The sequence below is a fragment of the Limnohabitans sp. genome (assembly GCF_038134685.1).
Taxonomy (GTDB): Bacteria; Pseudomonadota; Gammaproteobacteria; order Burkholderiales; family Burkholderiaceae_C; genus Limnohabitans_A.
This window is the reverse complement of sequence record NZ_JAYPVP010000003.1, coordinates 1-25,450: the sequence shown is the minus strand read 5'-3', so window position 1 is coordinate 25,450 and position 25,450 is coordinate 1. Positions and strand designations below refer to the sequence as shown.

Below are 25,450 nucleotides of genomic sequence, written 5' to 3'. Positions count from 1 at the left end.
GCACAAAGACCGTGCAGAAACCTACCTTCGCTACTTGACCCGCGAAGTGGATTTGCACATGGCTCATCTGGGCCAAGGCCACAGTGTCATTCAGCTGCATCTGGGCGGCGGGACCCCCACTTTCCTGAGCGACGACGAGCTGCGCGAACTGATGCATATGCTCAAGCGTAACTTCAGTTTTGTACCGGGGGGCGAGTATTCCGTCGAGGTCGATCCGCGTACCGTGGACGAAAAGCGCCTGGCCGTCTTGGCCGAACTCGGCTTCAATCGTTTGAGCTTTGGCGTGCAGGATTTTGACCCTGCCGTGCAAAAGGCCGTGCACCGCATTCAACCCGTGGAGCAGGTGTTTGCGCTGGTTGAGGCTTCGCGAAAACTTGGTTTTGAATCGGTCAATGTGGACCTGATTTATGGTTTGCCACAGCAAACTCCCGAGTCCTTTGACCGTACCCTGGCTCAAGTCAATGAACTGCGCCCAGACCGTATTGCCTTGTATGCTTACGCGCATTTGCCAGAGCGCTTCAAGCCTCAGCGCCGTATCCATGCAGCCGAGCTGCCCTCCGGGGGCGCCAAGGTGTCCATGTTGGCGCGCTCGATCGAAGCGTTCGAAGAAGGTGGTTACGTGTATGTGGGCATGGACCATTTTGCATTGCCCAGCGATGCTCTGGCTGTGGCCAAGCGCCAGGGGCGATTGCATCGCAACTTCCAGGGTTACAGCACACAACCTGACTGTGACCTGATCGCTCTTGGGGTATCCGCCATTGGCCGTGTGGGTTCGACTTACAGTCAGAACGCCAAAACCATGGATGAATATTGCGACCTGCTCGATCAGGGGCACTTGCCCGTGGTACGCGGCTTGGCGCTGACGCGTGACGACATCATTCGCCGCAACGTGATCATGGCCATCATGTGCCAGGGCAGTTTGCAGTTCGAGTCCATCAATGCTTCGTGCCTGATTGACTTCAAGCAGTACTTTGCCAACGAGCTCGCTCAGCTCAAGGCGATGCAGGATCAGGGCCTGGTCGAGGTGACGGAGCAGGGCATCCAGGTCACTCCCATGGGCTGGTTCTTTGTGCGCGGTGTCGCCATGGTGTTTGACCGCTACTTGCAGGCCGACCGTAACCGGGCACGCTTTTCCAAGATCATCTAAGCTCACGCCAGCAGCCCTTTAGGTGAGGGCTGGAGGATAGGTTCATGCAAAGTTCTTTGGCCATCACGGCATTGGTGATGGGACTGGCCGGTGGGCCGCACTGCATTGCGATGTGCGGCGCGGCTTGCGCAGGCTTTGGGCAAGCTGCCGGTGAGCGCCGGACACAGGCCATGTGGTCCTTCCAGTTGGGACGCGTGTTGGGCTACAGTGCGCTGGGCGCTTTGGCTGCAGCTACCGTTCAAGGCTTGGGTTGGTTGACGACACAATCCGCAGCGCTCCGTCCTGTCTGGACTATGCTTCATGTTGCCGCTTTTTTGCTGGGTGTGTTGCTGCTGGTACAGGCGCGTCAGCCCTTGTGGCTGGACACGGCGGCCAGTCGCCTGTGGGCCAGGGTTCGGGCATTCAATCAGCGTTGGGGAATGGCAGCACCAGCCATCGTCGGGGTGCTTTGGGCCTTGATGCCATGTGGCTTGCTGTATTCGGCGTTGATGGTGGCAGCCTTGTCCAGCCAGGTTTGGCAAGGTGCTGTGGTGATGGCGCTGTTTGCCTTGGGCTCCAGCGTCAGCTTGTGGGCCGGGCCATGGCTGCTTCTCAAATTAGGAAATTTGGGCGATGGCCGCTGGGGCATGCGCCTGGCGGGCATGGCTTTGGCCGGATTGTCGGCTTGGGCCTTATGGATGGGCTTGGTCCATGATCAAGCCCCGTGGTGCGTGACGCCGGTTTGAGCCCCCTTAGTGACTTAAACCCTTGTACAGCATGTAAAACGCCAGTGCATACAACACGCTGGCAAAGACCCGTTTGAGTTTCTTGACGGGTAATTTGTGTGCAGCAGACGCGCCCACAGGCGCCATGAGCACGCTGCATGACGCAATCACCCCTAAAGCAGGCAACCAGAGGTAGCCGAAAGAGTAGGGCGGCAGATCGCTCATGCCGACACTGGCCAGGATGTACCCAGACACATTTGCCAAAGCAATAGGAAAGCCCAGTGCTGCACTTGTGGCTACGGCGTTGTGGATGGCTACGTTGCACCAGGTCATGAAGGGGACGCTGATGAAACCACCGCCGGCACCAACCAGGCCGGAGATCAATCCGATCACACCGCCTGCACCGACCTGTCCGGCCAGGCCTGGCATTTGACGTGCCGCGGCTGGTTTTTTATCAAGAAACATCTGCGTCGCAGAAAAGCCCACAAAAGCAGCAAACAGCAGAGCAAGCGAGCTGCCTTTGATGAGGGCAAAAATCCCCAGGCTGCCGATCATGCTGCCCAAGACGATTCCAGGCGCCAGACCTTTGACCAGGTCCCAACGCACAGCGCCCTTTTTGTGGTGGGCGCGAACGCTTGAAACCGAGGTGAAGATGATGGTGGCCATCGAAGTGGCAATCGCCATTTTGACCGCCAGGTCAGGACTTACCCCTCTGTGACTGAGCATGTAGGTGATAAAGGGCACCAGGATCATGCCGCCCCCGATGCCCAGCAATCCAGCCAGAAAACCGCCACACAAACCCAAAGCGGCCAACTCCAGGACCAGGGCAATATCGATCATGAGAACAACACCAGAACGAGGGTAGAAAGGTGTCTGCAAGTGCCGCCGAGCCGTCATCCTGAACCGGGGGTTCAGGTGGGCGAGGGCAGACTCCCCTTGGGTTCATCTGACGCGAGACGATCACGCTGGAGAGACGATGTACCAAGCCCGAGCTCAATGAGCATTGGTTCAAGGAAATATAAAGCCCGGCGCGCACCGCAGACAGCACTGATTGTAGGCTTTTGGCAGCGTCATTGCGAACGCAGTGAAGCAATCCCCGCGACGGTGATCGTCAGATCAGCTGACCGTCTTGATTGAGGGTCTGGTCAAGGCGATGGAGCAAAGACACCAGCCGGTCTGAGCCGTGTGCCGAAAGTTCAGGGTTGCTGCTGGCGACAGGGGCCGTAGTCGGCGTGTTTTGTTCAAAGGCCAGATTCAGTGCGGCCAAGACGGCGATGCGGTCGCGGGCCTTGATCTTGCCGGCATCGCGAATTTTGCACATGGCCGCATCGACACGGTCCACCGCAGCGCGCAACTGCGACTCGCCCTCTTCGGGGCAACCCAGCAGATAGCTTTGGCCCATGATCTGGACTTCGACTTGTTTGGCGCTCATGCTTGCTCCTGCTCGGTGGTGCCGGGAAGGCGATCGATCAAGGCGTCGACCCGGGCGCGTGCGGCACTCAGGCGTGACTTGAGCGAGTCGCGCTCATGCGTCAAAGCCTGAACTTGCTCGGCCAGCAAGTCGTTGGTGCGTTGCAGCTCTTCGTGGCGAACCAGCAGGCGCTCGACGCGCTCGGCAATTTGATCAATCAAGTCTGGGCTGGACATGGCGGGCGATGGGGTGATCGGGGTGAGGCCCTCATTGTAGAGGTATCGCAGGCTGCTCGGCCTATGATGCCGCCATGGATACATTGCCCCTGCAATCCTTGCTGAACGAGGCTGGCTTGAACCGTCAGCATGTCTTTAACCTGGTCGACTTGCCTGGCGATGTGTTGGCACCTTTGGGCGTGGCTGGGCATGAGCGCCAGCTGATTTTGTTTGGACATGCCGGGCGCCAGCTGTGGACGCGTGTGCAGGCTGAAGGCCTTGAGGCACAGCACCCAATTGACGACTACAGCGTGCGCACCGTTCAGGCGTGGTTGCAGCTGGCGCTGCCCCAGGCGCGTGCCCGTTTTGTGTTTCCTCATGGTCTGCCTGAAGGGCAGCACCTTGGTTTGCAAAAGCTGGGCACCTTGGCGGGCTGGCACCATGCGTCGCCTTTCATGGTGGGTATTGATGCCCATTGGGGCAGCTGGTTTGCGTATCGGGCGGCTATCGTCACCGACACGACGCTGCAGCCATCGGCAGTGGAGGACTTGGGGGATCCCTGCGTGAACTGCGTGGACAAGCCTTGCATTGCTGCTTGTGCGGGCCGGGCGCTGGATATTGGACAAATGGATGTGCAGGCCTGCTTTACCCAAAGGTTACGGCCTGAATCGGTGTGCGCCCTGAGTTGCCCTGCGCGCCTGGCTTGCCCGGTGGGCGCCAAACACCGCTACGAAAACAGTCAGATCGCTCATGGCGCCAAATACTCGCTTGCCGCCATCCGCGAGTTTGCCCTGCACAAGGCGTGCTGAAGTCGCCGTAGGGTTGGTGACAGGCAGGGTCGTAAAATAACTCCCTGTTGGTGCTCGCGGTCCGGTTCACGGACTGCAGTTCAACGGGAAGCAGGAGGGAACGCCCCACAAGCGAACCTAACCTGCGCTGCCCCCGCAACGGTAAGCAGACGAGCCCTGTGCAAGCAGGCTCCGCTTTCATCTCACAAGCCACTGGCCACCCTGAAACAGGTGCCCGGGAAGGCGATGAAGGTCGCATCTGCCAGCCCGGATACCGGCCAACAAGGTGGCGCGCCCGCAATGGCGCGCCGTTAAGCCCAGCACTGTCGGGGAAGACGGTCAGGGCGATTGACTTGTTTGTTTCTTATGAAAATCTCGAAAATCGTGCGTAGCAGTGTTCCGGCCATGTCTACGTTGTTTCTGGCTATGTACGCGTCACAAGCTGCGGCAGTTGAATTTGAGCCTGTGGTTATTTCCGCGATGCGGCTTGAGCAGCCTCTCTCGGCAGTGCTGCCATCGGTTTCACTGATCACTCGCCAGGATATCGATCAATCTCAAGCGCAATCTCTTGCAGATTTGCTGCAAGGTCAAGCGGGCTTTGAGTTCGGTCGCAATGGTGGCGCGGGTGCAGTGACATCTTTTTTCCTCCGCGGACAAGACAGTGTCAATGTGGTGGTAATAGTTGATGGTTTGCGTGTGCAAACGGATAGCATTGGTGCATTGCAGATCACCGACGTACCTCTGGACCAAATTGATCGCATTGAAGTGTTGCGTGGAAATGCCAGCGCCTTGTATGGCGAGGCGGCCATTGGTGGTGTGATTCAAATTTTTACGCGCCGAGGCCAAGGCGCACCTGCAGCCTATGGGTCAGTGTCTGTCGGCTCTTTTGATACACGATCGGTCGATGTGGGCTATGCGGCTCGTCAAGGTGATTGGCGCTATGACCTGAACGCTGGAGATACGCGTAGCGATGGTTTTTCGGCTATCAATCCTGTGCAGAAGCCGCGTGCGAACCCAGACAAGGATGGGTATTCGAAGCAATTCATCTCCGCTAATGCAGAAAAAGCCGTGGATGCGAACACTCACCTGGGATTGCGTTTGAGCAGTCGTCAGTCGTGGTCTGATTCCGATGATGCAGGTTCGGGTAATGTCAATACCGACACGCACCGGTTCAAGCAAACCAACCAGACCTTGGCAGGTTATCTGCGAAAGGCCTGGGCATCTGATTTTTCAACCGCTTTGGACATGTCGGCTGGTGAGTTGAAGTACGAGGACTTGAAAAATGGTGTTCCCTATACGTCTGGTGATGGCAGCTACAAGAATGGCCTGATGCTTGGACATCAGTCATTGATCCGCTTGGCCAATGAATATGCATATTCGCCTGGGACAGTGCTTTCGTTTGGCGCCGAATACAACAACGAACGGTTTGATGCGCGAGGCGACAACGCGTACAAGATGAAACGTCTGACGCAGGCTGGATTTGCGGGGTGGAGTCGTCAATGGGCTGCATGGTCTACCCAATTGAACGTTCGTCATGATGACGTGACTGTGGATCAGGCAAATTCACGGTCTGGCAACCGTAACCACACTTCGGTCAATACAGGTTTGGTAGGTTTGGGTTACCAATTGACCCCGTTGTGGCGTATGACGGCCACAGCCTCCACTGGATTCAGATCGCCGACGGCGTACGACGTCTCTTCCAACCCATCGATCAAGTCTGAAAACCACCATGCATCCGAAGTGGGGGTGGTCTATACACAAGGGTCAACGAATGCCCGTGTGGTTTATTTTGAAACACGGACCAGTGATGCCATTGGTTATGACAGCAACTACAACACGGTCAACATTGGCCATGCACGCAACAGTGGTGTAGAGCTGAGCATGAAGACGCAGTGGATGGGCCACGATGTGAGTCTTTCTGCCGTCTCGCAAGATCCTTGGAGCGTGACGTATTCAGAGCCATTGGCACGTCGTGCCAAGAATTACGGTACTGTGGACATTTCTCGACCCATTGATCAGTACCGTGTCGGCGCGAGGGTTTACGCCGCGGGTGAGCGTAAGGATTCGCATTACACGAGTGTGATGATGCCGGGTTATGCCACGCTTGCCTTGTACGCCAGCCGCAAAATCGATGACAACTGGACAGCTCGTGCCCGACTGGAAAATGCTTTCAACAAGCAGTACCAGCTGGCTTATGGCTACAACACGCCCGGTCGCGGCCTGTACCTGACCCTGCAGTACAGGCCCAAGTGATGAATCTGAATGCTCTCGGCCCTCAACGCATCGTCTGCCTCACGGAGGAAACGACGGAGTGGCTGTATGCGTTGGGGCAGGAGCATCGGATTGTGGGGATCTCGGGCTACACGGTTCGTCCGCGCCGTGCCCGCGAGGAAAAACCCAAGGTCAGTGCCTTTTTAAGCGCCAAGATCGACAAGATCCTGGATCTCAAGCCGGACTGTGTGTTCGGCTTTTCTGATTTGCAGGCCGACATTGCGGCGGCGCTGATTCGTGCAGGCGTGCAGGTGACTGTGTTCAACCAGCGCAGCGTGACCGAGATTTTTTCTATGCTCTATCAGGTGGGCGCGATGGTGGGGCAGGCCGATCAGGCCATTCAACGTATCACGCAAATGCAGGCTGAGCTGAAGCGCATGAGCGAACATGCTGCCACTTTCAAACGCCGTCCGCGTGTGTATTTCGAAGAGTGGGATGGCCCGCACATCAGCGGTATTCGTTGGGTGTCAGAGCTGATCGAGATCGCTGGCGGACAAGACATTTTTCCGGAACTGGCCGTTCAGCCCATGGGCAAGGATCGCATCATTGCGGATCCGCAGCAAATCGTGGACCGTGCACCCGACATCATCATCGGTTCCTTGTGCGGCAAGAAGTTTCGTCCCGAGTCGGTCATGCAACGCCCGGGTTGGCAGGGCGTTCCTGCTGTTCAATCCGCGCAGGTGTTTGAAATCAAATCTGCCGACATCCTGCAACCCGGCCCTGCTGCTTTGACCGATGGCGTGGCGCAGTTGCACCAGATTTTTGAGCGTTGGGAGCAGCAACATGCGTAAACACGGCTCGTGGTGGCTGGCGGTTTCGATGGCGCTGTGCACGCTACAGGCACAGGCCGTGACAGTGCAGGACGATGCGCAACAGGCGGTTGACATCAAGACACCGGTGCGCCGTGTGGTCAGTTTGCTTCCGTCTTTGACCGAGACGGTTTGTGCCCTGGGTGCTTGCGACCGTTTGGTGGGTGTAGACCGTTACAGCAACTGGCCCGCTTCGGTTCAGGCTTTGCCCAAGTTGGGCGGCGGTATAGACCCCAGTATTGAAGCCGTGGTGGCCCAGCGGCCCGATGTGGTGCTCATGGCCAGTTCCACCCGTGGGGCCGATCGTCTGCAGGCCTTGGGCGTGACTGTGTTGCGGCTGGAGCCTCGTACCCGGGCAGATGTGCAGCGGGTGTTGCTCACTGTGGCCATGGCTTTGGGTTTGCCGGCCACGACTGCGCAGCGAACCTGGCAGGAGTTGCAGTCCGGGGTGGACCAAGCGGTGGCTCAGCTCACGCCGCAAGCCCGTGCGCAGCGGGTGTATGTGGAGGTCAGTCCTGCGCCTTATGGGGCCAGCGAGTCTTCCTTTATTGGTGAGAACCTGATGCGCATGGGGGTGAGCAACATCTTGCCTGCTGCCATGGGGCCGTTTCCCAAAGTGAACCCGGAATTTGTGGTACGTGCTCAGCCAGACGCCATCATTGCGGGAGACAGTTCGCGCCAAAGCATGTTGATGCGCCCGGGCTGGTCGCAGCTCAGGGCTTTGCGCGAAGAGCGTGTCTGTGTGTTTGCGCAGGAGCAGGCAGACATTCTGGTTCGCGCTGGTCCGCGTATGGCCGAGGGTGCTCGCCTGATTGTTGACTGTCTCAATCGCGCTGCTGCCAAGGCGAGCAAGGGGCGCGGATGATGCGAACCTCCACCGCCTTGTGGGCCTTTGTGCTGTTTCTGCTGTCGGCTTTGTTGATGGCTTTGAGCTTGGGAGCTGGTAGCCAGGGCTGGGAATGGCCTTCGCAAATGCTCGCGGTGGGTGACGCCGTGCAGGCACAGATCTTGTGGGATATCCGTTTGCCGCGTAGCCTGGGCGCCTGGCTGGCGGGGGCGTTGCTGGGCTTGGCTGGTGCGGTGGCTCAAGGTTTGTTTCGTAACCCCTTGGCCGATCCGTATTTGCTGGGCAGTGCATCGGGCGCTTCATTGGGTGTGAGTGTGTACATGGGTGCCTGGGGCGGTTCGCTCACAGCCACAGGCTGGGCCACGCGCTTGGGAATGACAGGTGCGGCTTTCGCCGGTGCGGTGCTGGCGGTGCTGCTCACCTTGATGCTTGCCCGGGGTGTGCACCAGACCTTGCGCGTGCTGCTGGCCGGTGTGGTGGTGGGCGTGGTGCTGGGAGCCGTGACTTCGCTGGCAACCTTGCTGCATCCCGAGGCCTTGCTGGCCATGCAGGGGTTTTTGTTGGGATCGACCGCTTTTGTAGGCTGGAGCGCCAGCCTGACCATGGGCCTGGCCTTGCTGTTGTGCCTGGTGCTGGCACTGGCCATGGCGCGGGTGCTGGATGCGCTGGCCTTGGGTGAGGCAACGGCGCGCAGCTTGGGTATGCCTTTGGGCACGGCGCGTGTGGTCCTGATAGCGGTGTTGTCGCTGGCCACGGGGGCTGCCGTGGCGCAAACGGGTTTGATTGCCTTTGTGGGCTTGGCAGCGCCGCACGCAGTGCGCTCGCGGGTGCACACCACCCATGCCGGCTTGTTGTTGCTGTCCACTTTGATGGGCGGCTTGCTGTTGCTGGCGGCAGACCTGTTGGCCCGCAGCGCGGTGCCCGCACAAGAATTACCAGTGGGCGTGTTCACGGCGGTGCTGGGCGGTGGTTATTTGCTTTGGCGCATGCGTGCAGCGCAGCAAGGGGCGCAGTCATGAGTGCGTTGCAAACCTTGGCACTGCAAGCGAAAGATCTGAGCGTTAGCCTGGCCGATCGTGCGGTGTTGCATGGTGTGAGCCTGGATGTTCCTGCCGGGCAGTGGACTTGTGTGGTGGGGCCCAATGGTGCAGGAAAGTCCACCTTGTTGCGTGCTCTGGCAGGACTGCTGCCTGCGCAGGGACACATTGCGTGGCATGGTGTGGCGTTGTCCAGTCTGGATCGACGCTCTCGTGCGCGCCAGTTATCCTGGTTGGGGCAGGGCGAAGTGGCTATGCTGGATTTGCGGGTGCGCGACGTGGTGATGCTTGGGCGGCTCCCTTATCAAGACTGGTTGGCAGCACCCAGCGCCTACGATCACGCGATGGTGCAAGCTGCGCTGGAGGCTACGCAAGCCTGGACCTGGCGCGACCGCGCTTTGGGCGAGTTGTCGGGTGGCGAGCGGCAACGTGTCCTGCTGGCCCGTGCGATGGCAGGCAACGCTTCATTGATGTTGATGGACGAGCCCCTGGCCAACCTGGATCCACCCCACCAAGTGGACTGGCTGGAGCAGGTGCAATGTCTGCGTGCGCAAGGTACGACGGTGGTCAGCGTGCTGCACGAAATAGGCATGGCTTTACATGCCGATCGCATCGTGGTCATGCAGGCCGGGCGCGTGGTGCATGCAGGCCCGGCCGACGAGGTGCAGACGCACCGCGCCATCGAGGCCGTGTTTGGCGAGCGTGTGCGCATCGTGCCACTAGAGGGGCAATGGGTGGTGCTGCCCAAAAGTCAAGGTAGGCCCGCATGACAGCGCGTTGCATCATGGTGCTGGGCACATCCAGCGGGGCAGGCAAGAGCTGGTTGACCACGGCCTTGTGTCGACATTACGCGCGCCAGGGACTCAAGGTGGCGCCCTTCAAGGCGCAGAACATGAGCAACAACGCAAGGGTTGTGGCCAGCGCAGATGGCATGGGTGAGGTCGGCAGCGCGCAATATTTTCAGGCGCTGGCGGCGATGGCTGAGCCTGATGTCCGTATGAACCCGCTGTTGCTCAAGCCTGAGGCTGACACGCGCAGCCAGGTGGTCTTGCTGGGGCAAGTGAGCGCGCAGCTGAGCGATACGCCTTGGCGCGGTCGCAGCGAAAAGGTCTGGCCACGCATTGCGGCAGCGTTGGATGAGCTGATCGCTGAAAACGATGTGGTGGTCATTGAAGGCGCCGGCTCTCCCGCAGAAATCAACCTGATGGACAGCGACATCGTCAACCTGCGTGTCGCTCGGCACGCCAACGCCCGTTGCCTGCTGGTGACCGATATTGACCGCGGCGGAGCTTTTGCACACCTGTACGGTACCTGGGCGCTGTTGCCCCCAGAAGACCAACAACGTGTTCAAGGCTTTGTACTCAACAAGTTTCGAGGTGATGCCAGCTTGCTCGCACCCGCACCGCAGATGTTGCAAGAACGTACAGGCGTGCCCACTGTCGCCACGCTGCCCATGTGGTGGCAGCACGGCTTGCCCGAAGAAGATGGCATGTTTGACGATCGCAGCCTTATGCAAGGGGCTGTGCGCAAAACGGTGGCTGTGATCGCCTACCCACGCATCAGCAATCTGGATGAGTTTCAGCCGCTCAAAAACGTGCCTGGTGTGCGCTTGCTGTGGGTGCGTAGCCCGGCTGATCTGGCGGGCTTGGAGCCGCAGGACTGGGTGGTTTTGCCTGGCAGTAAACACACCAGTGCTGATCTGGCCTGGTTGCGCCAGCAAGGGCTGGACGCGGCTGTGACGGCGCATGTACAGCAAGGCGGTGCGGTGCTGGGCATTTGCGGTGGACTGCAAATGCTGGGCGAGGCCTTGATCGACACACATGGCATTGACGGTAATGCGCCTGGGTTGGGTTTGTTGCCGTTGGTGACACAGTTTGCGCAGGACAAAACCGTCACTAAAACACAGGCCATATTGGGCCTGGTGCATGGCCCGTGGTCAGCGTTGAGCGGTGTGGCCGTGGCGGGGTATGAAATTCACCATGGACAGACCCAGGCGCACCCGGCCATGCTGGCAGCGGGGACTGTTTTGCACGACATCACACCTGGTCTGGTTTGGCAAAGCGGAGACGGGCAGGTGCTGGGCACCTACTTGCACGGCTTGTTTGAAAACCTGCCAGTGTTGCAAGCCTTGTTTGGTGCGCAGGTGCCCACGCTGGAGACCGTGTTTGAAGGACTGGCTGATTACATTGAGCAGCATTTCCAGCCAGGCGTACTGGAGTCACTGATTCGCTAAGCGCTCGATATCCAAGATTGGTACATACTGGGTGCCCGAGGATGATTGTATGAACACCACTCTTCTTGACCAATGGCTGGCACGTGAGTCTGCGCTACGTGCTCAACATGCGCTAGGTCCGGGACCAGGCGTGACTGGCATCGAAACTGTGCGTGCCAAAACGGGGCTGGAACTGATGCAAGGCATCATGAATGGGACCGATCACACGCCCTCTATCGGCAATACGCTCGACTTTTTACTGGTCGAGGTCTCGCACGGAAAGGCGATCTTCCAGGGGGCACCCGGACAGGGACACCTTAACCCCATGGGGACTGTGCATGGAGGCTGGTTTGCCACGCTCCTGGATTCGGCATTAGGGTGCGCCGTTCACAGCACATTGCCGGCAGGACGTGCTTACACCACAGCTGAATTGAGTGTGAACATTGTCAAAGCGCTGACGCCCAGAGTGCAGCGTGTGCGGGCTGAGGGCAAGGTCATCCACTGCGGTCGGCAATTGGCCACGGCTGAGGCACGCTTGTTGGGGCCGGACGGCACCTTGTATGCGCATGCCACCACCACCTGCCTGGTGTTCGATTTGCCTGCCTAAAAACGATCCCGTAATGACGGCAGCACTTCATGCAGATGTGCGGGGCTTGCGTGGGCTGCTTGTTTTACGCGATACGGTTTTGGTGGCGGTTGGGGTGACAGCGTTTTCCAGCACCATCAAGGTGTTGACGTAGGCCACAAAGCGCTGCAGATAGTCGGGTGAGAGCTCGCGCATCAAACCCAAGGCGCGTAACACCAGTATGTGCGAGTTGATGGGGCCTGCGTTTTGTGGGGCCTGTGCAATGGCGTGTGAGACCTGTTTTTGCACGCTGATTTTGCGAAGCTGTTTGCGAAACTGCTGTACACGCGGGCTCTCGCGGTGCGTCTCAAGAAAGCTGGCTTTGCCAGACAAAGTGGCTGGTGGTGGGGCCATTTCCTGCAGCAGCAAAGTCATGGGTGAGGGCGTTATTGCTGCGGCTGGCTCGGCTGGAGACTGGTTGGCTGCAGCCATGCGCATGTCCAAATGGGTCAATGCAGCCTGCAGCTTCGCTTGCAATAGGGCTTGCGCTTGTTTTGACTGATTGCGCGAGCGTGCTGCCAGTGTTTCGATGTAATGCCATTGCACTGCATCAACACCTGCTGCGCCTGCCAGGCGCAAGCGCTCCATCTCAGTATCGAGCGTTTCGGCTTGAGTGAGCGCAGTCATGCTCATGGTTTGTTTTTGACCTCGCCGGAAGCACGGGGCACGGGCGCAATTTCCACGCGTCGGTTTTGGGCACGAGCTTTGTCACTGCTGTTGGGCACCAGGGGCTGTTCCTGTCCAAACGCAGCGGCAAACAACATGCTCGGTGGCATGCCTTCCTCAATCAGGGTGCGCGTTACGGTCAGCGAACGCTGGGCCGAGAGCTCCCAGTTGTCGGCAAATTGTCGATTGCTGCTGGTGACAACCTTGTCATCGGTGAAGCCGCTGACCATCAAGATCTCGTCGCGCATGGCCAGGTAGCTGCGCAGCGGCCCGACCAGGCTTTTGAGCAATTGGCGGCCTTCGGGTTGCAGCTGGTCGGAGTTCAGGCCAAACAGCAGTTTGCCGCTGATGCCGATGCGCCCGTTGCTGAGCGTGATGCGCCCGCTGGCCAGTGGAATCGCCAAGGCTTGCTCCAGCGACTGGCGCTTTTGCTCTTCGATGTGGCGCTTTTGCACCTCGGCTTCCAGGGTGGACGCCATCTCCAGTTGCGCCGCCATGACGCCTACCAGCAGCAGCACAAACGCGCCTAGCAAGCCGGTCATCAAGTCGGCAAAGGCGATCCACGTGGGCGTGGTGCTTTCGCTTTCGGCTTCCATCTCCAGCATCAGGCAGCTCCCTCGCTTTGCCGCTGCTGCAGGGCCTCGAGCACGTCTTTTTGACTGCTGATGCTCAGGTCGATCAGCTCTCGCGCCTGGGCCACGTAGTAGGCCAGCTGCTCATCGCTGCGCTGCATCGATTGGGCAATGGCCGCTTCAATGCGTTGCAGGTTGCTGGCCAGCTTGTCGCTGTTGTCGTTGAAGGCGCGCACGGCAAAGGCAAAAGTCTCGCCCAGGCTGGCCACGTCCACGGCGCTGGCCGTGACCTGTGCCGCAACGGCGCCCAGCTTGTCACTTTCCTGCGTTACATATGCCTGGAAGTTTTCACCGCTGCGCGCCAAAACGGAGTGGAACTCGCTGCTGGTCTGGGTCAGGGTGGACTGGCTGGATGCCACGAGCGCATCGATCACGCCACGCTGCTCGGTGGACGCGTGGTTGATGGCGTCCAGCAGTGTGCTCAAGGTCTCCAGAATGCGGGTGCGTTCTTCAAGCAGTGCGTTGTCGCGTGCCACGCTGACCGAAATTTCCTGCCGCAGCTGGCCAATCACTTCTGCTGCGGCTTTTGGCGCTTCGGATGCAGTTTCGATGAGGCGGGTAATAGGTGCTTCCAGAGCTGTGCCCAATCTGCTCAGATGTTGTGTGACTGTGGTTTCGAGCGTAGCCAGCCGTGCTACAGCTGCTTCGCCGCGCTGGGCTTCTTGCTCACGCAGTGCAGAGAGTTCTGTACGCAGCAGCTTGGCCAGTTCTTCGGCGCGTTGGTTGTGCTGGATGACCGCCTCGGCTTCGGTCGTCATGCGTGCTTGTACCAGGGCTTCGCTGCTGGCCAACAGGCGGGTGATTTCGGCCACGGTCTGTGTGCTGTGGGCTTGCAGACCACTAGCGATTTCGCTGAGCGAGGCTTTCCATCCATCCAGGCGTGCCTGATCGGCTTGGATTTGCTGGGTTTGCTGTTCGCTCCATGTACTGCGCAAGGCCGTGATAAGGTCTTGCGATCGGGTGTCGAAGCTCTGGTTGAGGTTCTCCAGCTGCTCGCGGGTGCTTGTCACCATCCGTTCGTGCTGGCTCTGTGCTTGCTGCGTCATGTCGGCCAGGGTGGACTGCACCACGGGGCGGATGCTGTCGCTGGCCACTTGCATGCTCTGGCTCAGACTGCTGCGAAGGCTTTGATCCACCGACTGGGCCAGCTCGGTGTAGCTGGTTTTGACATCGCGGTGGAAGCTGTCTTGCTGCGTGCGCAGGCTGTCGCCCAGATGCTGGCTGTGTTGCTCCACCCGGGCCATGAGGGTGCTCAGCTGCTCGACCACCAGAGGCAGAGCCTGGGATTGCTGCTGCAGGGCTTTGTAGGTTTCCTGACGCTGGTGCGTGAGCGAGAAAGTGCGCAGCTGTTGGCCCATCAAACGGTCCAGCTGGTGTGCAGCACGGGCGCGTTCGCGGCGCGCCAGGCTGGACATCAACCCCAGCATGGCCGAGGTGGCTACGCCAGCGACCGAAGTGCCAAAAGCCAGGCCCAGGCCTTTGATGGGCTCTGAAAACGCAGCGCGCATGCCCTGAACGCTGGAGGCGTCTTCCAGTGCAAACACCGCACCATTGAGCGTGACCACCATGCCAAGGAATGTGCCCAACATCCCGAGCATGACCAGCAGGCCCACCAGATAGGGCGTGAAGGCCGGGCCGGGTAGGGCAACACGCTCGCCTTCCACACGCTGGCGCACAGCGTTTTGCAAACTGTCCGGAATGCTTTGCAGCCAGGTGTGCAGGTCCTGCACGATGTCTGTTGTTTGTTCCAGGGCTTGTGCCAACTGAGCTGTTCGCTGACGGTAGCGGTGCAACTCCATCGCACCATAGCCATAGACGGCGGCCACCAGCAAAGTCATCACCAGCACCAGCGGGTTGGTGGTGGCCACGGCTGCAGCCACCCACAGCACGGCCAGTGCGCCCAGGGCAAAAGCGAGGGTAAAAGCGTTTTTCTTCATGGGGTCGGTTTCTTCTTGTTGTGGGTGAGGGCGTCAATCAGGCCCTGCACCGGTTGCAGGCGAATGCCCAGTTCATGCAACAGCGCAATTTGCATGGCCTGGCACAGCGCGGGCAGCCACGAGTGGGTGTCTGGCTGCTCGGTGTCGTTCTCGTGCGCTTCCTGGCTGGCCTTGATGTGCTTTTTCAGGAGTTGGTTAAAGCGTTTTTCAAAATGCGTGTTCAGACGGCTCAGCAGGCGTGTCTGCCGATCGCCCAGCATCGCATCCATGGCCGCGTCCAGCATACCCAGCTGTTGCCATTGCGTATCGCCTTTGCCCAGCATGCTGCGCAGCTGCGCACGCAGTTTGGCGATGACGCTGTCCATTTGCCGTTGGTGTGCGCCCAGGTAGCGGCGAAACGGTTCAAACGCGGTTTTGGGGTCAACGGGCAGCAGCAGTTCGGGCGCAGGCGTTTCAATTCGGGCCAGGCCGAGTGCCGGTGGCACGCCTTGCGTAATACTGCGCTCCAGGGCATGGCGAACGTCGTCAAAGCGTTCATGCAGCACCTGTGCGTTGATGCGGATGCTGGCCGCCTGTGCGGGCGCCTGGTTCATGAGTTCGGTCTGGTCCAGCAAGCCCTGCAAGGCAATGGCGTGGCGAAAGTCAAGCCAATCGCTCAGTTTTTGTCCGACCTCGACAGGTTCGCGCGTGTCCAGCACAAAGCCTTGCTGTCCTAAAAAGTGCAGCAATGGGGTGTCGTGGAGGCTGGCGCGTGAGGTGGCTCGCGTCATGAAGTGCAGTCTGGGCGGGGCAAGGAACAGGGGCCCTCATTTTACCCGCGGGGGTGCGATCAACTGGATGCTTTGGTACGCTTTTGCGTGGGTTTGGCCAGCGTTTTGCTGCCCTGGTCGCACCAGGCGGAAACCGCACATTGTGCGCACTGCGGGCTGCGCGCCTTGCACACATAGCGGCCCAGCAAAATCAGCCAGTGGTGGGCGTGCACGCGGTAGGCTTCGGGAATGCGTTTGAGCAGTTTGAGTTCCACCGCCAGAGGGGTTTTGCCAGGCGCCAGGCCGGTGCGGTTGCTGACCCGAAAGATGTGTGTGTCTACCGCCATGGTGGGTTCACCAAAAGCCACATTCAGCACCACATTGGCCGTTTTTCGGCCCACGCCGGGCAGGGTTTCCAGCGCTTCGCGGGTGCGGGGCACTTCACCACCGTACTGGTCCACCAGGATGCGGCAGGTCTGCATCAGGTGTTTGGCCTTGCTGCGGTACAGACCAATGGTCTGGATGTAGTGCTCCAGCCCCGCCTGACCCAGGTCCAGAATCTGCTGGGGCGTGTTGGCCACCGGGAACAGCTTACGTGTAGCCTTGTTGACGCCCACGTCAGTGGCCTGCGCCGAGAGCAAAACGGCGGCGAGCAACTCGAACACGCTCGTATACTCCAATTCGGTTTTGGGCTCGGGATTGGCTGCCTGCAAGGTGGCAAAGAACGGCTCGATGAATTCTTTTTTCATGCTCAGATTGTCAACCATGGCCATCCCTTTTGCTGACCGCCTCAACAACGTCGAAACCTCTGCCATCCGCGAGTTGTTCAAACTGCTGGGCAAGCCCGGCATCATAAGTTTTGCGGGAGGTTTTCCGGACAGCGCCATGTTTGACGTGGACGGCATCCGCGAGGCCAGCAATGCCGCCCTGGCGCAAGACCCCGGTGCGGCGCTGCAGTACGGCGCGACCGAGGGCTTTGGCCCCTTGCGCGAACAGCTGGCGCACTTCATGGGGCAAAAGGGTGCCAAGGATGTGGCCCCTGAACAATTGATCGTGACCACAGGCAGCCAGCAGGCGCTGGACCTGCTGGGCAAGACCTTGGTCAGCCCTGGCGACAAAGTCATTGTGGAGGGCCCGACCTTTCTGGCCACCATCCAGTGTTTCCGTCTGTATGGTGCCGAGCTGATCAGCGCGCCCATTGACGGCAACGGCGTGCAAATCGACAAGCTGGAACAACTGATTGCCGAGCACAAGCCCAAGTTTGTGTACTTGATTCCGACCTTTGGCAACCCCAGCGGCGCCATGCTGAGTGCCGAGCGCCGCAAGCGCGTGCTCGAACTGGCCGTCCAATACAACACCCTCATCGTCGAAGACGACCCTTATGGCGACCTGTACTTTGGCGAGGCACCGCCACCCAGTCTGCTGGCCATGAGCCCGCAGGTGTCCGGCAGCCGTGAGCTGCTGGTGCATTGCGGATCGCTGTCCAAAGTGCTGTCGCCCGGCCTGCGCGTGGGCTGGATGATTGCGCCCGCCGAGCTGCTGGCCAAGGCCACCATGTGCAAGCAGTTCAGCGACGCGCACACCAGCACCTTTGCCCAAGCCACGGCGGCGCAATACCTGAAAGCGGGGCGCATGCCCGCCACGCTGGACAAGGTGCGCAGCGTGTATGCCAAGCGAGCCCAAACCATGGGCGATGCCCTGCGCAGCGACTTGGGCGATGCGGTGAGCTTTGTGCAGCCGCAAGGCGGCTTGTTTGTCTGGGCGCGCCTCACGGGCGCAGGGGGCAAAGTGGCGGACGGCAATGCTTACGCCAAATGTGCGATTGACCAGGGCGTGGCCTTTGTGCCGGGCTCGCCATTCTTCTGTGCCAACCCCGACCATGCCACCTTCCGCCTGAGCTTTGCTACCGTGGGCGAAGACAAGATTCTGGAAGGCGTCTCCCGATTGGCCAAGGCGCTTTGACCTTCTTGCATTGAACCCTGAAGACCTGCTCAAGCTCGTCAGCACGCCCATGCCTTTTGGCAAACACAAGGGCGTGTTGATCGCCGACTTGCCTGGCAACTACCTGAACTGGTTCGCCCGCGAGGGCTTTCCCAATGGCGAAATCGGACGTCTGCTGCAGCTGATGCAGGAGATCGACCATAACGGCCTGGGCGGCTTGCTCAAACCATTGCGTAGCCAGGCCCAGGGCATCAAGCGCCCGTGAAGCGCACCCACCACAAACGCGCCCACAGCCCCAGCGTGGTGGTGTAGCCCATGCTGGCCGTCGCGACGCGGCCGTCGCGGTCCAGGATGATGGTGGCCGGTACCGCACGTACGCCCCAGGCACGAGCCAGTTCGCCCTCGGTGTCCAGGGCCGCCAGCCAGGGCAGTTCGTTGTGTGCCAAATGTTTTTGCACGGCTGTAGCGGGGCCCGACTGCATGGCCACAGTCACCATGGGCCAGCTGCCGTGCAGGCGCTGCACATTGTCCTGGGACGCTTTGCAAATGGGGCACCAGGTGGCCCAGAAATGTACCGCCACCACTTGGCCGCGATGCTGCGTCAACCATCCTTGGAGACTTGCGTCCTGTGGGCCAAGGGCATTGATCAGCGGCGCATCCAGCGATGGTGCTGGGCCCTTGGACACGTTGCGCGATTGCCAGGCATTGATGGCCAGCGCGATGACCACCAAAATGGCCAGGGTTTTGAGGTGGCTGCGCCAGTCGCACAACCAGCGCCACAAGCCTCGCAGCACGGTATTCGACATGTCGTTCAGGGGTGAACCACTTCCAGCAAGCGGTCCAGTCCACCCTCGTGAATGGCGACCATGGCCTGCTCGCGTACTTTGGGCTTGGCGTGGTAGGCCACCGACAGACCGGCCTCGCCCATCATGGGCAGGTCGTTGGCCCCGTCGCCCATGGCGATGCACTCGTGCGGCGCAATGCCCAGCAGGCTGGCCACTTCGAGCAAGGTGCGGCGCTTTTCGGCTCCGTCGCAGATGTCGCCCCAGGCTTGTTGAACCAGGCCGCCAGTGAGTTCGCCATTGATGATCTCGAGTTGGTTGGAACGGGCAAAGTCGATGTTCAGCCTGGCCTTGACGCGGTCGGCAAAGAAGGTGAAACCGCCCGAGACCAGCAAGACCTTCATGCCGGCCTTCTGGCAGGCCGAGATCAATTCGGCCGCGCCGGGGTTGATGCGCAGGCGCTCGGTGTAAACGCGCTCCATGTCGGCCACGGTCACGCCCTTGAGCAAGGCCAGGCGGCGGCGCAGGCTGTCTTTAAAGTCGGTGATCTCGCCGCGCATGGCGGCTTCGGTGATGGCGGCCACCTCGGCCTTGCGGCCCACAGCGTCGGCAATCTCGTCCACGCATTCGATATTGATCAGCGTCGAATCCATGTCGAAGGCGATCAGCTTGAACTGCGAGAGGGCAAGGGGGGCAGTGAAGCCTTGTATCACAAGGCCGGGGGCGAATTCGTTGGCAGTGCTCATAACGAGATTATCGAAGATCGTGGATTCAATCAGGCCAGTGTGGCTTCGGTCTTGGGCGTTCCCAGACTGCGCAAAATGTCCCGCACCATCTGCGCACGCATCTTCGGGTCGGGCAGTTCGCGTTCGATGCGCAGCTTGTCGTTGCCCGCCAGCTTGATGTGCTTGTTTTTCTGGATCAGGCCGATGATGGCCATGGGGTCGATGGGTGGGTTGGGTTTGAAGCTGATCTGGATCACGCCTGGCGCGGCATCGACCTTGACCACGCCGTAGGGCTGGCTCAGCACGCGCAGGCGGTGAACGTCCACCAGGGTCTGGGTTTGCGCCGGCAGTTTGCCAAACCGGTCCACCAGTTCTTCGAGCAGGGCGTCGATCTGGTCGCTGGTTTTGGCGGTGGCCAGTTTTTTGTAGAAGGACAGGCGCAGGTGCACGTCGCCGCAGTAGTCGTCGGGCAGCAGGGCGGGGGCATGCAGGTTGATGTCGGTGGTGGCCGACAGGGGGCTGAGCAGGTCCGGCTCCTTGCCGTTTTTCAGGCTGCGCACGGCTTCGGACAGCATCTCGTTGTAGAGCTGAAAGCCGATCTCCATCATGTTGCCGCTCTGGCTCTCGCCCAGCACCTCGCCCGCGCCCCGGATTTCCAGGTCGTGCATGGCCAGGTAAAAACCGCTGCCCAGTTCTTCCATCTGCTGAATGGCGTCCAGCCGCTGCGCAGCTTGTTTGGTCAGGCCCTCGATTTCAGGCACCAGCAAATAGGCGTAGGCCTGGTGGTGGCTGCGGCCCACGCGCCCGCGCAACTGGTGCAGCTGGGCCAGGCCGAACTTGTCGGCGCGGGAGATGACGATGGTGTTGGCCGTGGGCACGTCGATGCCGGTTTCGATGATGGTCGAACACAACAGGATGTTGTAGCGCTGGGCCACAAAGTCACGCATCACGCGCTCCAGCTCGCGCTCGGGCATCTGGCCATGGGCCACGGCGATGCGGGCTTCGGGCAGGATTTCTTCGAGCTTTTGCTTGCGGTTCTCAATCGTCTCGACCTCGTTGTGCAGGAAGTAGCACTGGCCGCCGCGCTTGAGTTCGCGCAGCACCGCCTCGCGGATCACGCCCGTGCCTTCGTTGCGCACAAAGGTCTTGATCGCCAGGCGCCGTTGCGGCGCTGTGGCGATCACGGAGAGATCCCGTAGGCCTTCGAGTGCCATGCCCATGGTGCGGGGAATCGGCGTGGCCGTCAGGGTGAGCACGTCGACTTCGGCGCGCAGCTGCTTCATGGCCTCTTTGTGGCGGACGCCAAAGCGGTGTTCCTCGTCGATGATCAGGAGGCCCAGGTTCTTGAAGTGGGTTTTTTCGCTCAGCAGCTTGTGGGTGCCCACCACGATGTCCACCGTGCCGTCTTCGATGCCTTTCATGGCGGCGTTGACTTCCTTGGTGGAGCGGAAACGCGAAATCTCGGCCACCTTGACGGGCCATTTGGCAAAGCGGTCTTTGAGGGTCTGGTAATGCTGCTCGGCCAACAGGGTGGTGGGCGCGAGCAATGCCACCTGTTTGCCACCCGTCACAGCCACAAAGGCGGCGCGCAGCGCGACTTCGGTCTTGCCAAAGCCCACGTCGCCGCACACCAGCCGGTCCATGGGGCGCGGGCTGATCATGTCCTGGATGACGCAGTGGATGGCGGCCTTCTGGTCGGCGGTTTCCTCAAAGCCGAAGTCGTTGGCAAAGGTCTCGTAGTCCTGCGGGCTGTAGCGGAAGGCGTGGCCTGCGCGGGCGGCGCGGCGGGCGTAGATGTTGAGCAGCTCGGCTGCAGCGTCGCGCACCTGCTCGGCGGCCTTGCGTTTGGCTTTTTCCCACTGCCCGCTGCCCAGCTTGTGCAGCGGGGCCTCGTCGGCGCTCACGCCGGTGTAGCGGCCGATCAGCTGCAGCTGGCTCACCGGCACGTACAGCGTGGCCTTGTCGGCATATTCGAGGTGCAGGAACTCCTGCAACGCGGGCGTGCCGTCGGGGTTCTTCTCGCCCAGGTCCATGTTGACCAGGCCACGGTAGCGGCCGATGCCGTGCGCGCTGTGCACCACCGGGTCGCCCACGTTCAGCTCGGAGAGGTCCTTGATCAGCGCTTCAACGTCGCTGACCTGTTCCTGTTTCTTGCGGCGGCGGGTGGTGGCCCCGGCGGCAAAGAGTTCGGTCTCGGTGACGAGATCGATGCCGTGCTCGAACCAGTGAAAGCCGCTGGCGAGCGCGGCGGTGGCCATGCCGACCTTTTCGTTGCTGGTCAGGAATTCTTCGAGGCTGTCGAACACCGGCGGCGCTAGGCCGCTGGAGCGCACGAAGTCGAGCAGGCTTTCGCGGCGGCCATCGCTTTCAGCCAGGATCAGCAGCCGGTGCGGGCTGGATTTCAGGTGGGCGTGCAGGCGCGAGAGCGGGTCGTCGGCGCCGCGCACCACGGTGAGTTCGGGCAAGGGCTGGGCGAGGGTGTTGTCTTGCACATCGCTGCTGCCTGGCCTCAGGGCCAGCTGGGCGTGGGCATTGGCGTGTGTGTAGAACTGCTCGGCGCTCAGGAACAGCGCTTCGGGCGGCAGCACCGGGCGTTCGGGGTCACCGTGCACCAGGCGGTGGCGCTCCTTGGTGTCTTGCCAAAAGTGCTGGAAGGCCGGTTCCAGATCGCCGTGCAGCACCAGCGTGGCCGTCTGACCACCGACGTCCAGGTAGTCAAAGACCGTGGCGGTCTCGTCAAAGAACAGCGGCAGGTAGTACTCGATGCCGGCGGTGGCTACGCCGTTGCCCATGTCCTTGTAGATGCGGCTCTTGGTCGGGTCCCCTTCGAGCAGTTCGCGCCAGCGGCTTCTGAACCGCGCCCGCGCCGCTTCGTCCATCGGGAACTCGCGCCCGGGCAGCAGCCGCACCTCCGGCACGGGGTAGAGGCTGCGCTGGCTGTCGGGGTCAAAGGTACGAATGGAGTCGATTTCGTCGTCGAACAGGTCGACGCGGTAGGGCACGGGCGAGCCCATGGGAAACAAGTCAATCAACCCGCCGCGCACCGCGTATTCGCCAGGGCTGACCACCTGGCTCACGTGGTTGTAGCCGGCCAGGGTGAGTTGGCTCTTGAGCTGGGCTTCGTCTAGCTTTTGCTTGACCTTGAACTCGAAGGTGTAGCCTGCAAGAAAAGACGGCGGTGCCAGCCGGTACAGCGCGGTGGTGGCGGGCACCAGCACCACATCGGCGGCTTCGGGGTGGTTGCGTTGGCGGATGCGCCAGAGCGTGGCCAGACGCTCGGAAATCAGGTCCTGGTGCGGCGAGAAGGTGTCGTAGGGCAGGGTTTCCCAGTCGGGGAACATCACGCAGCGCAGGTCAGGAGCGAAGAACACCATTTCGTCCATGAGGCGCTGGGCGTCGGCGGTGTCGGCAGCCACAATGGCGGTGAGTTTGCCTTCGGCTTTTTCTCGCTCGGCCAATTGCGCTAGCAGTACCGCATCGGCAGAGCCGATGGGGCGGGGCAGGGTGAAGCGTTTCCCGGTGTGGAGGACAGGCAGTTTCATGGCGCGCAGGGCAGTTCCGAAAGCACAAAACCCCCCGCCAAGAATGGAGGGGGGTGAAAGCGCTATTGTAAATAGCCGCTTCTACAATAGACAGCAATGACTTCGTTTCACGCTTTGATCCCCTGTGCCGGCACCGGCAGTCGCGCAGGCACGCCTCAGCCCAAACAGTACCAGCGGGTGGCTGGGCAACCCATGGTCATGCACACGGTGCAGGCTTTGGCGGCTGTGCCTGCTTTGGCCAGTGGCTGGGTGGTGCTGTCGCCGGACGATGACTTTGCCTGGCCGCAGCAAGGCTGGCCTGCGCATTTCAAGCGTGTGGCTTGTGGGGGTGCCAGCCGGGCGCAAAGCGTGTTCAATGGTTTGCAGGCCATGCTGACTGCCGGACTGGACCCGCAAGACTGGGTGTTGGTGCACGACGCGGCGCGTTGCCTGGTGCAAGCCGAAGCGGTGATGCGTCTGATCGATGCCTGCCGTGAAGACGCCGTGGGCGGCTTGCTGGCCTTGCCCTTGCCCGACACCCTGAAAACCGAGGCCGCTGGCCGTGTGCAGGAAACCGTATCGCGCGAGCACAAATGGCTAGCGCAAACACCGCAAATGTTCCGGCTTCAGGCGTTGCACGATGCTCTGGCCGCTGCGGCCAGCACGGGTTTTGAGGGCATTACCGACGAGGCCAGCGCCATGGAACGATTGGGGTTGCAACCCCGCTTGGTTGAGGGCTCTGCGCAAAACTTCAAAGTTACCTACCCAGCCGACTTCGCTTTCGCTGAGGCCATTCTTCAAAGCAGAATTCAAAGCAGGACACGCACATGAACATTCGCATTGGTGAAGGCTGGGACGTGCATGCCCTGGCCTCGGATCGCAAACTGATTTTGGGCGGTGTCCACATTCCGCACAGCCTGGGTTTACTGGGCCATTCCGATGCCGACGTGCTGCTGCACGCCATCACCGATGCGGTGCTGGGTGCTGCGGGGCTGGGGGACATCGGGCGCCATTTCCCGGATACGGATGCACAGTTCAAAGGCGCGGACTCTGCCGAGCTGCTGGCCGAGGCCATGCGCCGCGTGCGCGCTCAAGGCTGGGAGTTGGTGAATGTTGACAGTACCATTGTGGCGCAAGCGCCCAAGCTGGCGCCACACATGCCGTCGATTCGTGTCTCGGTGGCCAAGGCGCTGGGCGTGGACGAGGATCAAGTCAACGTCAAAGCCAAAACTGCTGAAAAACTTGGACCTGTAGGCGAAGGCAAAAGCATGGAAGCGCGCGCCATTGCCCTGCTGGTTCAGCGCTGATTCAGGTGGTCTGACGCAAGACGATAGAGGCTTGCAGACCGCCCTCAGATGGCGTGGAAAACATCAGCTGGCCTCCCATGCGCTCAATCGAACGCTCCACAATGGACAGGCCCAGACCCGAACCGAGAGCTGCGGTGCGGGCGCTGTCTGCACGGAAAAAAGGTTGTGTCAGCTGGGGCAGCGCGATTGGGCTCACGCCAACGCCTTCATCGCGCAGGGTGATGCGAACTCTTTGCGAGTCCAACGCCTCAGCCTGAATGTGCACTCGCGTGATGCCATCGAGCTGGCTTTGTCCATAGCGGCGTGCGTTTTCGAGCAAATTGTCAAAAACCCGGCCCAGCTCAATCTCGTCAGCCTGCACCAGCAGATCCTCTGGAATGTTGAGCTCGATGCGCATGCTTTTGTTATTGCGAAAGGGCGCAATGCTGCGACTGAGCAGTCCAGCCAAGGCGACAGCTTGCAAGGGCGTTTCACCGGGGCGGGCGTAGTCCATGAACTTGCCGATGATCTGATCCATCTGGCTGATGTCGGCAGACATCAGCTCCCGGGCCTCGGGGTCAGCCACACTTAACTCTGCTTCCAGACGCAGCCGTGCCAGCGGCGTACGCAAATCGTGCGAGATGCCAGCCAGCATCAGACTGCGCTCTTGCTCGGCCTGCTGGAGCTTGTGCACCATGCTGTTGAAACCTTGGTTGACCTCACGGATCTCGTCCACGCGCACCTGCTCGTCCAGTTCGGGGCCCTGCATATCGCCATCGCGCATGCGTGCGAAAGCTTGGGAAAGCTGTTTGAGCGGGCGGTTGATCAATCCAGCAATCAAGGCCGAGCCCAGCAAGGAAAGCATGGCGGTCAGGAGCATCCACTGCAGCCATGACTTGCCGCCCAGGGGCTGTAGGCGATCGGGGTCCATTTGCAGCCAGTAGCTGTCGCGTTCGATCCTGAAGCCGACCCAAAGCCCTTGCGTCCCGTTGACTTCGGAGGCGAGGACGGTGTTCTTGCCTAGGCGTGCAATCAGAACCTGGGACAGCCTTTGCTCGATGTCTGTCTTGCCGAAGGGAACAAACTTATCACCAGGCTCACGTGTGGTGATGACCACAGATTCCTCATCGGCGAGGGATTTGAGC

26 protein-coding genes, 1 other RNA gene and 1 riboswitch are annotated in these 25,450 nt (G+C 60.6%); of the genes, 14 read left to right on the top strand and 13 right to left on the bottom strand.

The features are described from left to right. Both hemN and AAFM15_RS01935 read left to right on the top strand, forming a co-directional pair. Positions 1–1,147: oxygen-independent coproporphyrinogen III oxidase (hemN, locus tag AAFM15_RS01940; protein ID WP_341685017.1), on the top strand; the 1,147-nt coding region annotated here is incomplete at its 5' end. 44 nt (positions 1,148–1,191) lie between these two features. Further along, positions 1,192–1,872, top strand: a complete 681-nt coding sequence (locus AAFM15_RS01935) for a sulfite exporter TauE/SafE family protein (RefSeq protein WP_341685016.1) — start codon at positions 1,192–1,194, stop codon at positions 1,870–1,872. A 6-nt stretch (positions 1,873–1,878) separates the two neighbouring features. On the opposite strand, the gene AAFM15_RS01930 is transcribed toward AAFM15_RS01935, so the two are convergent. The 4 genes from AAFM15_RS01930 to AAFM15_RS01915 all read right to left on the bottom strand — a co-directional run bounded on the left by AAFM15_RS01930 (position 1,879) and on the right by AAFM15_RS01915 (position 3,498). Beyond that, a complete protein-coding gene (locus tag AAFM15_RS01930) occupies positions 1,879–2,691 on the bottom strand; it encodes a sulfite exporter TauE/SafE family protein (RefSeq protein ID WP_341685015.1) in 813 nt (270 codons plus the stop codon). Between the two features lie 26 nt (positions 2,692–2,717). Then, positions 2,718–2,898, bottom strand: a non-coding RNA gene (gene ssrS, locus AAFM15_RS01925) — 6S RNA. 64 nt (positions 2,899–2,962) lie between these two features. Beyond that, positions 2,963–3,283, bottom strand: a complete 321-nt coding sequence (locus AAFM15_RS01920) for a cell division protein ZapA (protein WP_341685014.1) — start codon at positions 3,281–3,283, stop codon at positions 2,963–2,965. Continuing rightward, the gene (locus AAFM15_RS01915) at positions 3,280–3,498 is read right to left on the bottom strand and encodes a DUF904 domain-containing protein (protein ID WP_341685013.1); all 219 of its coding nucleotides are present in this window, start codon (positions 3,496–3,498) and stop codon (positions 3,280–3,282) included. Before AAFM15_RS01915 ends, AAFM15_RS01920 begins: the two co-directional genes overlap by 4 nt. Before the next feature lie 74 nt (positions 3,499–3,572). On the opposite strand from AAFM15_RS01915, the gene AAFM15_RS01910 reads away from it, so the two are divergent. From AAFM15_RS01910 to AAFM15_RS01875, 8 genes are all read left to right on the top strand, one after another. Beyond that, positions 3,573–4,286: a hypothetical protein gene (locus tag AAFM15_RS01910; RefSeq protein ID WP_341685012.1), complete on the top strand. Its 714-nt coding sequence runs from the start codon at positions 3,573–3,575 to the stop codon at positions 4,284–4,286. 31 nt (positions 4,287–4,317) lie between these two features. Further along, positions 4,318–4,563, top strand: a riboswitch (cobalamin riboswitch). Between the two features lie 68 nt (positions 4,564–4,631). Then, positions 4,632–6,518 (top strand): TonB-dependent receptor domain-containing protein, encoded by a 1,887-nt coding sequence (locus AAFM15_RS01905; protein ID WP_341685011.1) that lies wholly within the window; start codon positions 4,632–4,634, stop codon positions 6,516–6,518. Continuing rightward, positions 6,518–7,327, top strand: a complete 810-nt coding sequence (locus tag AAFM15_RS01900; protein ID WP_341685010.1) for an ABC transporter substrate-binding protein — start codon at positions 6,518–6,520, stop codon at positions 7,325–7,327. The genes AAFM15_RS01905 and AAFM15_RS01900 overlap by 1 nt, the downstream gene beginning before the upstream one ends. After that, entirely contained in the window at positions 7,320–8,210 is an 891-nt protein-coding gene (locus tag AAFM15_RS01895) for a helical backbone metal receptor (protein ID WP_341685009.1), read from the top strand. The genes AAFM15_RS01900 and AAFM15_RS01895 overlap by 8 nt, the downstream gene beginning before the upstream one ends. Continuing rightward, positions 8,210–9,211 (top strand): FecCD family ABC transporter permease, encoded by a 1,002-nt coding sequence (locus AAFM15_RS01890; protein ID WP_371833068.1) that lies wholly within the window; start codon positions 8,210–8,212, stop codon positions 9,209–9,211. The genes AAFM15_RS01895 and AAFM15_RS01890 overlap by 1 nt, the downstream gene beginning before the upstream one ends. Then, entirely contained in the window at positions 9,208–9,999 is a 792-nt protein-coding gene (locus AAFM15_RS01885; RefSeq protein ID WP_341685007.1) for an ABC transporter ATP-binding protein, read from the top strand. The genes AAFM15_RS01890 and AAFM15_RS01885 overlap by 4 nt, the downstream gene beginning before the upstream one ends. Continuing rightward, entirely contained in the window at positions 9,996–11,462 is a 1,467-nt protein-coding gene (locus tag AAFM15_RS01880) for a cobyric acid synthase (RefSeq protein ID WP_341685006.1), read from the top strand. Before AAFM15_RS01885 ends, AAFM15_RS01880 begins: the two co-directional genes overlap by 4 nt. Before the next feature lie 49 nt (positions 11,463–11,511). Next, a complete protein-coding gene (locus AAFM15_RS01875) occupies positions 11,512–12,048 on the top strand; it encodes a PaaI family thioesterase (protein WP_341685005.1) in 537 nt (178 codons plus the stop codon). 27 nt (positions 12,049–12,075) lie between these two features. Here the strand turns inward: AAFM15_RS01875 and AAFM15_RS01870 are convergent, their stop codons facing one another. Genes AAFM15_RS01870 through nth form a run of 5 tightly spaced genes read right to left on the bottom strand, consistent with a single transcriptional unit; the run spans position 12,076 to position 16,799 of the window. Then, positions 12,076–12,693 carry a DUF2894 domain-containing protein gene (locus tag AAFM15_RS01870; protein WP_341685004.1) on the bottom strand — a complete coding sequence of 206 codons (618 nt, stop codon included), beginning with the start codon at positions 12,691–12,693 and terminating at the stop codon, positions 12,076–12,078. A 2-nt stretch (positions 12,694–12,695) separates the two neighbouring features. Next, a complete protein-coding gene (locus AAFM15_RS01865) occupies positions 12,696–13,337 on the bottom strand; it encodes an OmpA family protein (protein WP_371833066.1) in 642 nt (213 codons plus the stop codon). Next, complete coding sequence (locus tag AAFM15_RS01860; RefSeq protein WP_341685003.1) at positions 13,337–15,301, bottom strand: hypothetical protein; 1,965 nt, start codon at positions 15,299–15,301, stop codon at positions 13,337–13,339. Before AAFM15_RS01860 ends, AAFM15_RS01865 begins: the two co-directional genes overlap by 1 nt. Next, entirely contained in the window at positions 15,298–16,071 is a 774-nt protein-coding gene (locus tag AAFM15_RS01855) for a DUF3348 family protein (protein WP_341685002.1), read from the bottom strand. Before AAFM15_RS01855 ends, AAFM15_RS01860 begins: the two co-directional genes overlap by 4 nt. A 59-nt stretch (positions 16,072–16,130) precedes the next feature. After that, positions 16,131–16,799, bottom strand: a complete 669-nt coding sequence (gene nth, locus AAFM15_RS01850; protein ID WP_341685001.1) for an endonuclease III — start codon at positions 16,797–16,799, stop codon at positions 16,131–16,133. A 16-nt stretch (positions 16,800–16,815) separates the two neighbouring features. Here nth and AAFM15_RS01845 point away from each other — a divergent pair, with 16 nt between their 5' ends. Beyond that, positions 16,816–18,012 (top strand): PLP-dependent aminotransferase family protein, encoded by a 1,197-nt coding sequence (locus AAFM15_RS01845; protein WP_341685000.1) that lies wholly within the window; start codon positions 16,816–16,818, stop codon positions 18,010–18,012. A 10-nt stretch (positions 18,013–18,022) separates the two neighbouring features. After that, positions 18,023–18,256, top strand: a complete 234-nt coding sequence (locus AAFM15_RS01840; protein WP_341684999.1) for a DUF3820 family protein — start codon at positions 18,023–18,025, stop codon at positions 18,254–18,256. Here AAFM15_RS01840 and AAFM15_RS01835 read toward each other — a convergent pair. The 3 genes from AAFM15_RS01835 to mfd are packed head-to-tail and all read right to left on the bottom strand — an operon-like array spanning position 18,243 to position 23,040. Next, a complete protein-coding gene (locus AAFM15_RS01835) occupies positions 18,243–18,797 on the bottom strand; it encodes a redoxin family protein (protein ID WP_341684998.1) in 555 nt (184 codons plus the stop codon). The genes AAFM15_RS01840 and AAFM15_RS01835 overlap by 14 nt on opposite strands. A gap of 5 nt (positions 18,798–18,802) precedes the next feature. Further along, positions 18,803–19,519, bottom strand: coding sequence for a phosphoserine phosphatase SerB (gene serB / locus AAFM15_RS01830; protein ID WP_341684997.1), 717 nt, complete (start codon positions 19,517–19,519; stop codon positions 18,803–18,805). Between the two features lie 29 nt (positions 19,520–19,548). After that, the gene (mfd, locus tag AAFM15_RS01825; RefSeq protein ID WP_341684996.1) at positions 19,549–23,040 is read right to left on the bottom strand and encodes a transcription-repair coupling factor; all 3,492 of its coding nucleotides are present in this window, start codon (positions 23,038–23,040) and stop codon (positions 19,549–19,551) included. A 96-nt stretch (positions 23,041–23,136) separates the two neighbouring features. Here mfd and ispD point away from each other — a divergent pair, with 96 nt between their 5' ends. Both ispD and ispF read left to right on the top strand, forming a co-directional pair. Then, the gene (ispD, locus tag AAFM15_RS01820; RefSeq protein ID WP_341684995.1) at positions 23,137–23,850 is read left to right on the top strand and encodes a 2-C-methyl-D-erythritol 4-phosphate cytidylyltransferase; all 714 of its coding nucleotides are present in this window, start codon (positions 23,137–23,139) and stop codon (positions 23,848–23,850) included. Beyond that, positions 23,847–24,326, top strand: a complete 480-nt coding sequence (ispF, locus tag AAFM15_RS01815) for a 2-C-methyl-D-erythritol 2,4-cyclodiphosphate synthase (protein WP_341684994.1) — start codon at positions 23,847–23,849, stop codon at positions 24,324–24,326. The genes ispD and ispF overlap by 4 nt, the downstream gene beginning before the upstream one ends. A 1-nt stretch (position 24,327) precedes the next feature. Here ispF and AAFM15_RS01810 read toward each other — a convergent pair. Next, on the bottom strand, positions 24,328–25,450 hold a 1,123-nt coding region (locus tag AAFM15_RS01810; protein WP_341684993.1), incomplete at its 5' end, for an ATP-binding protein.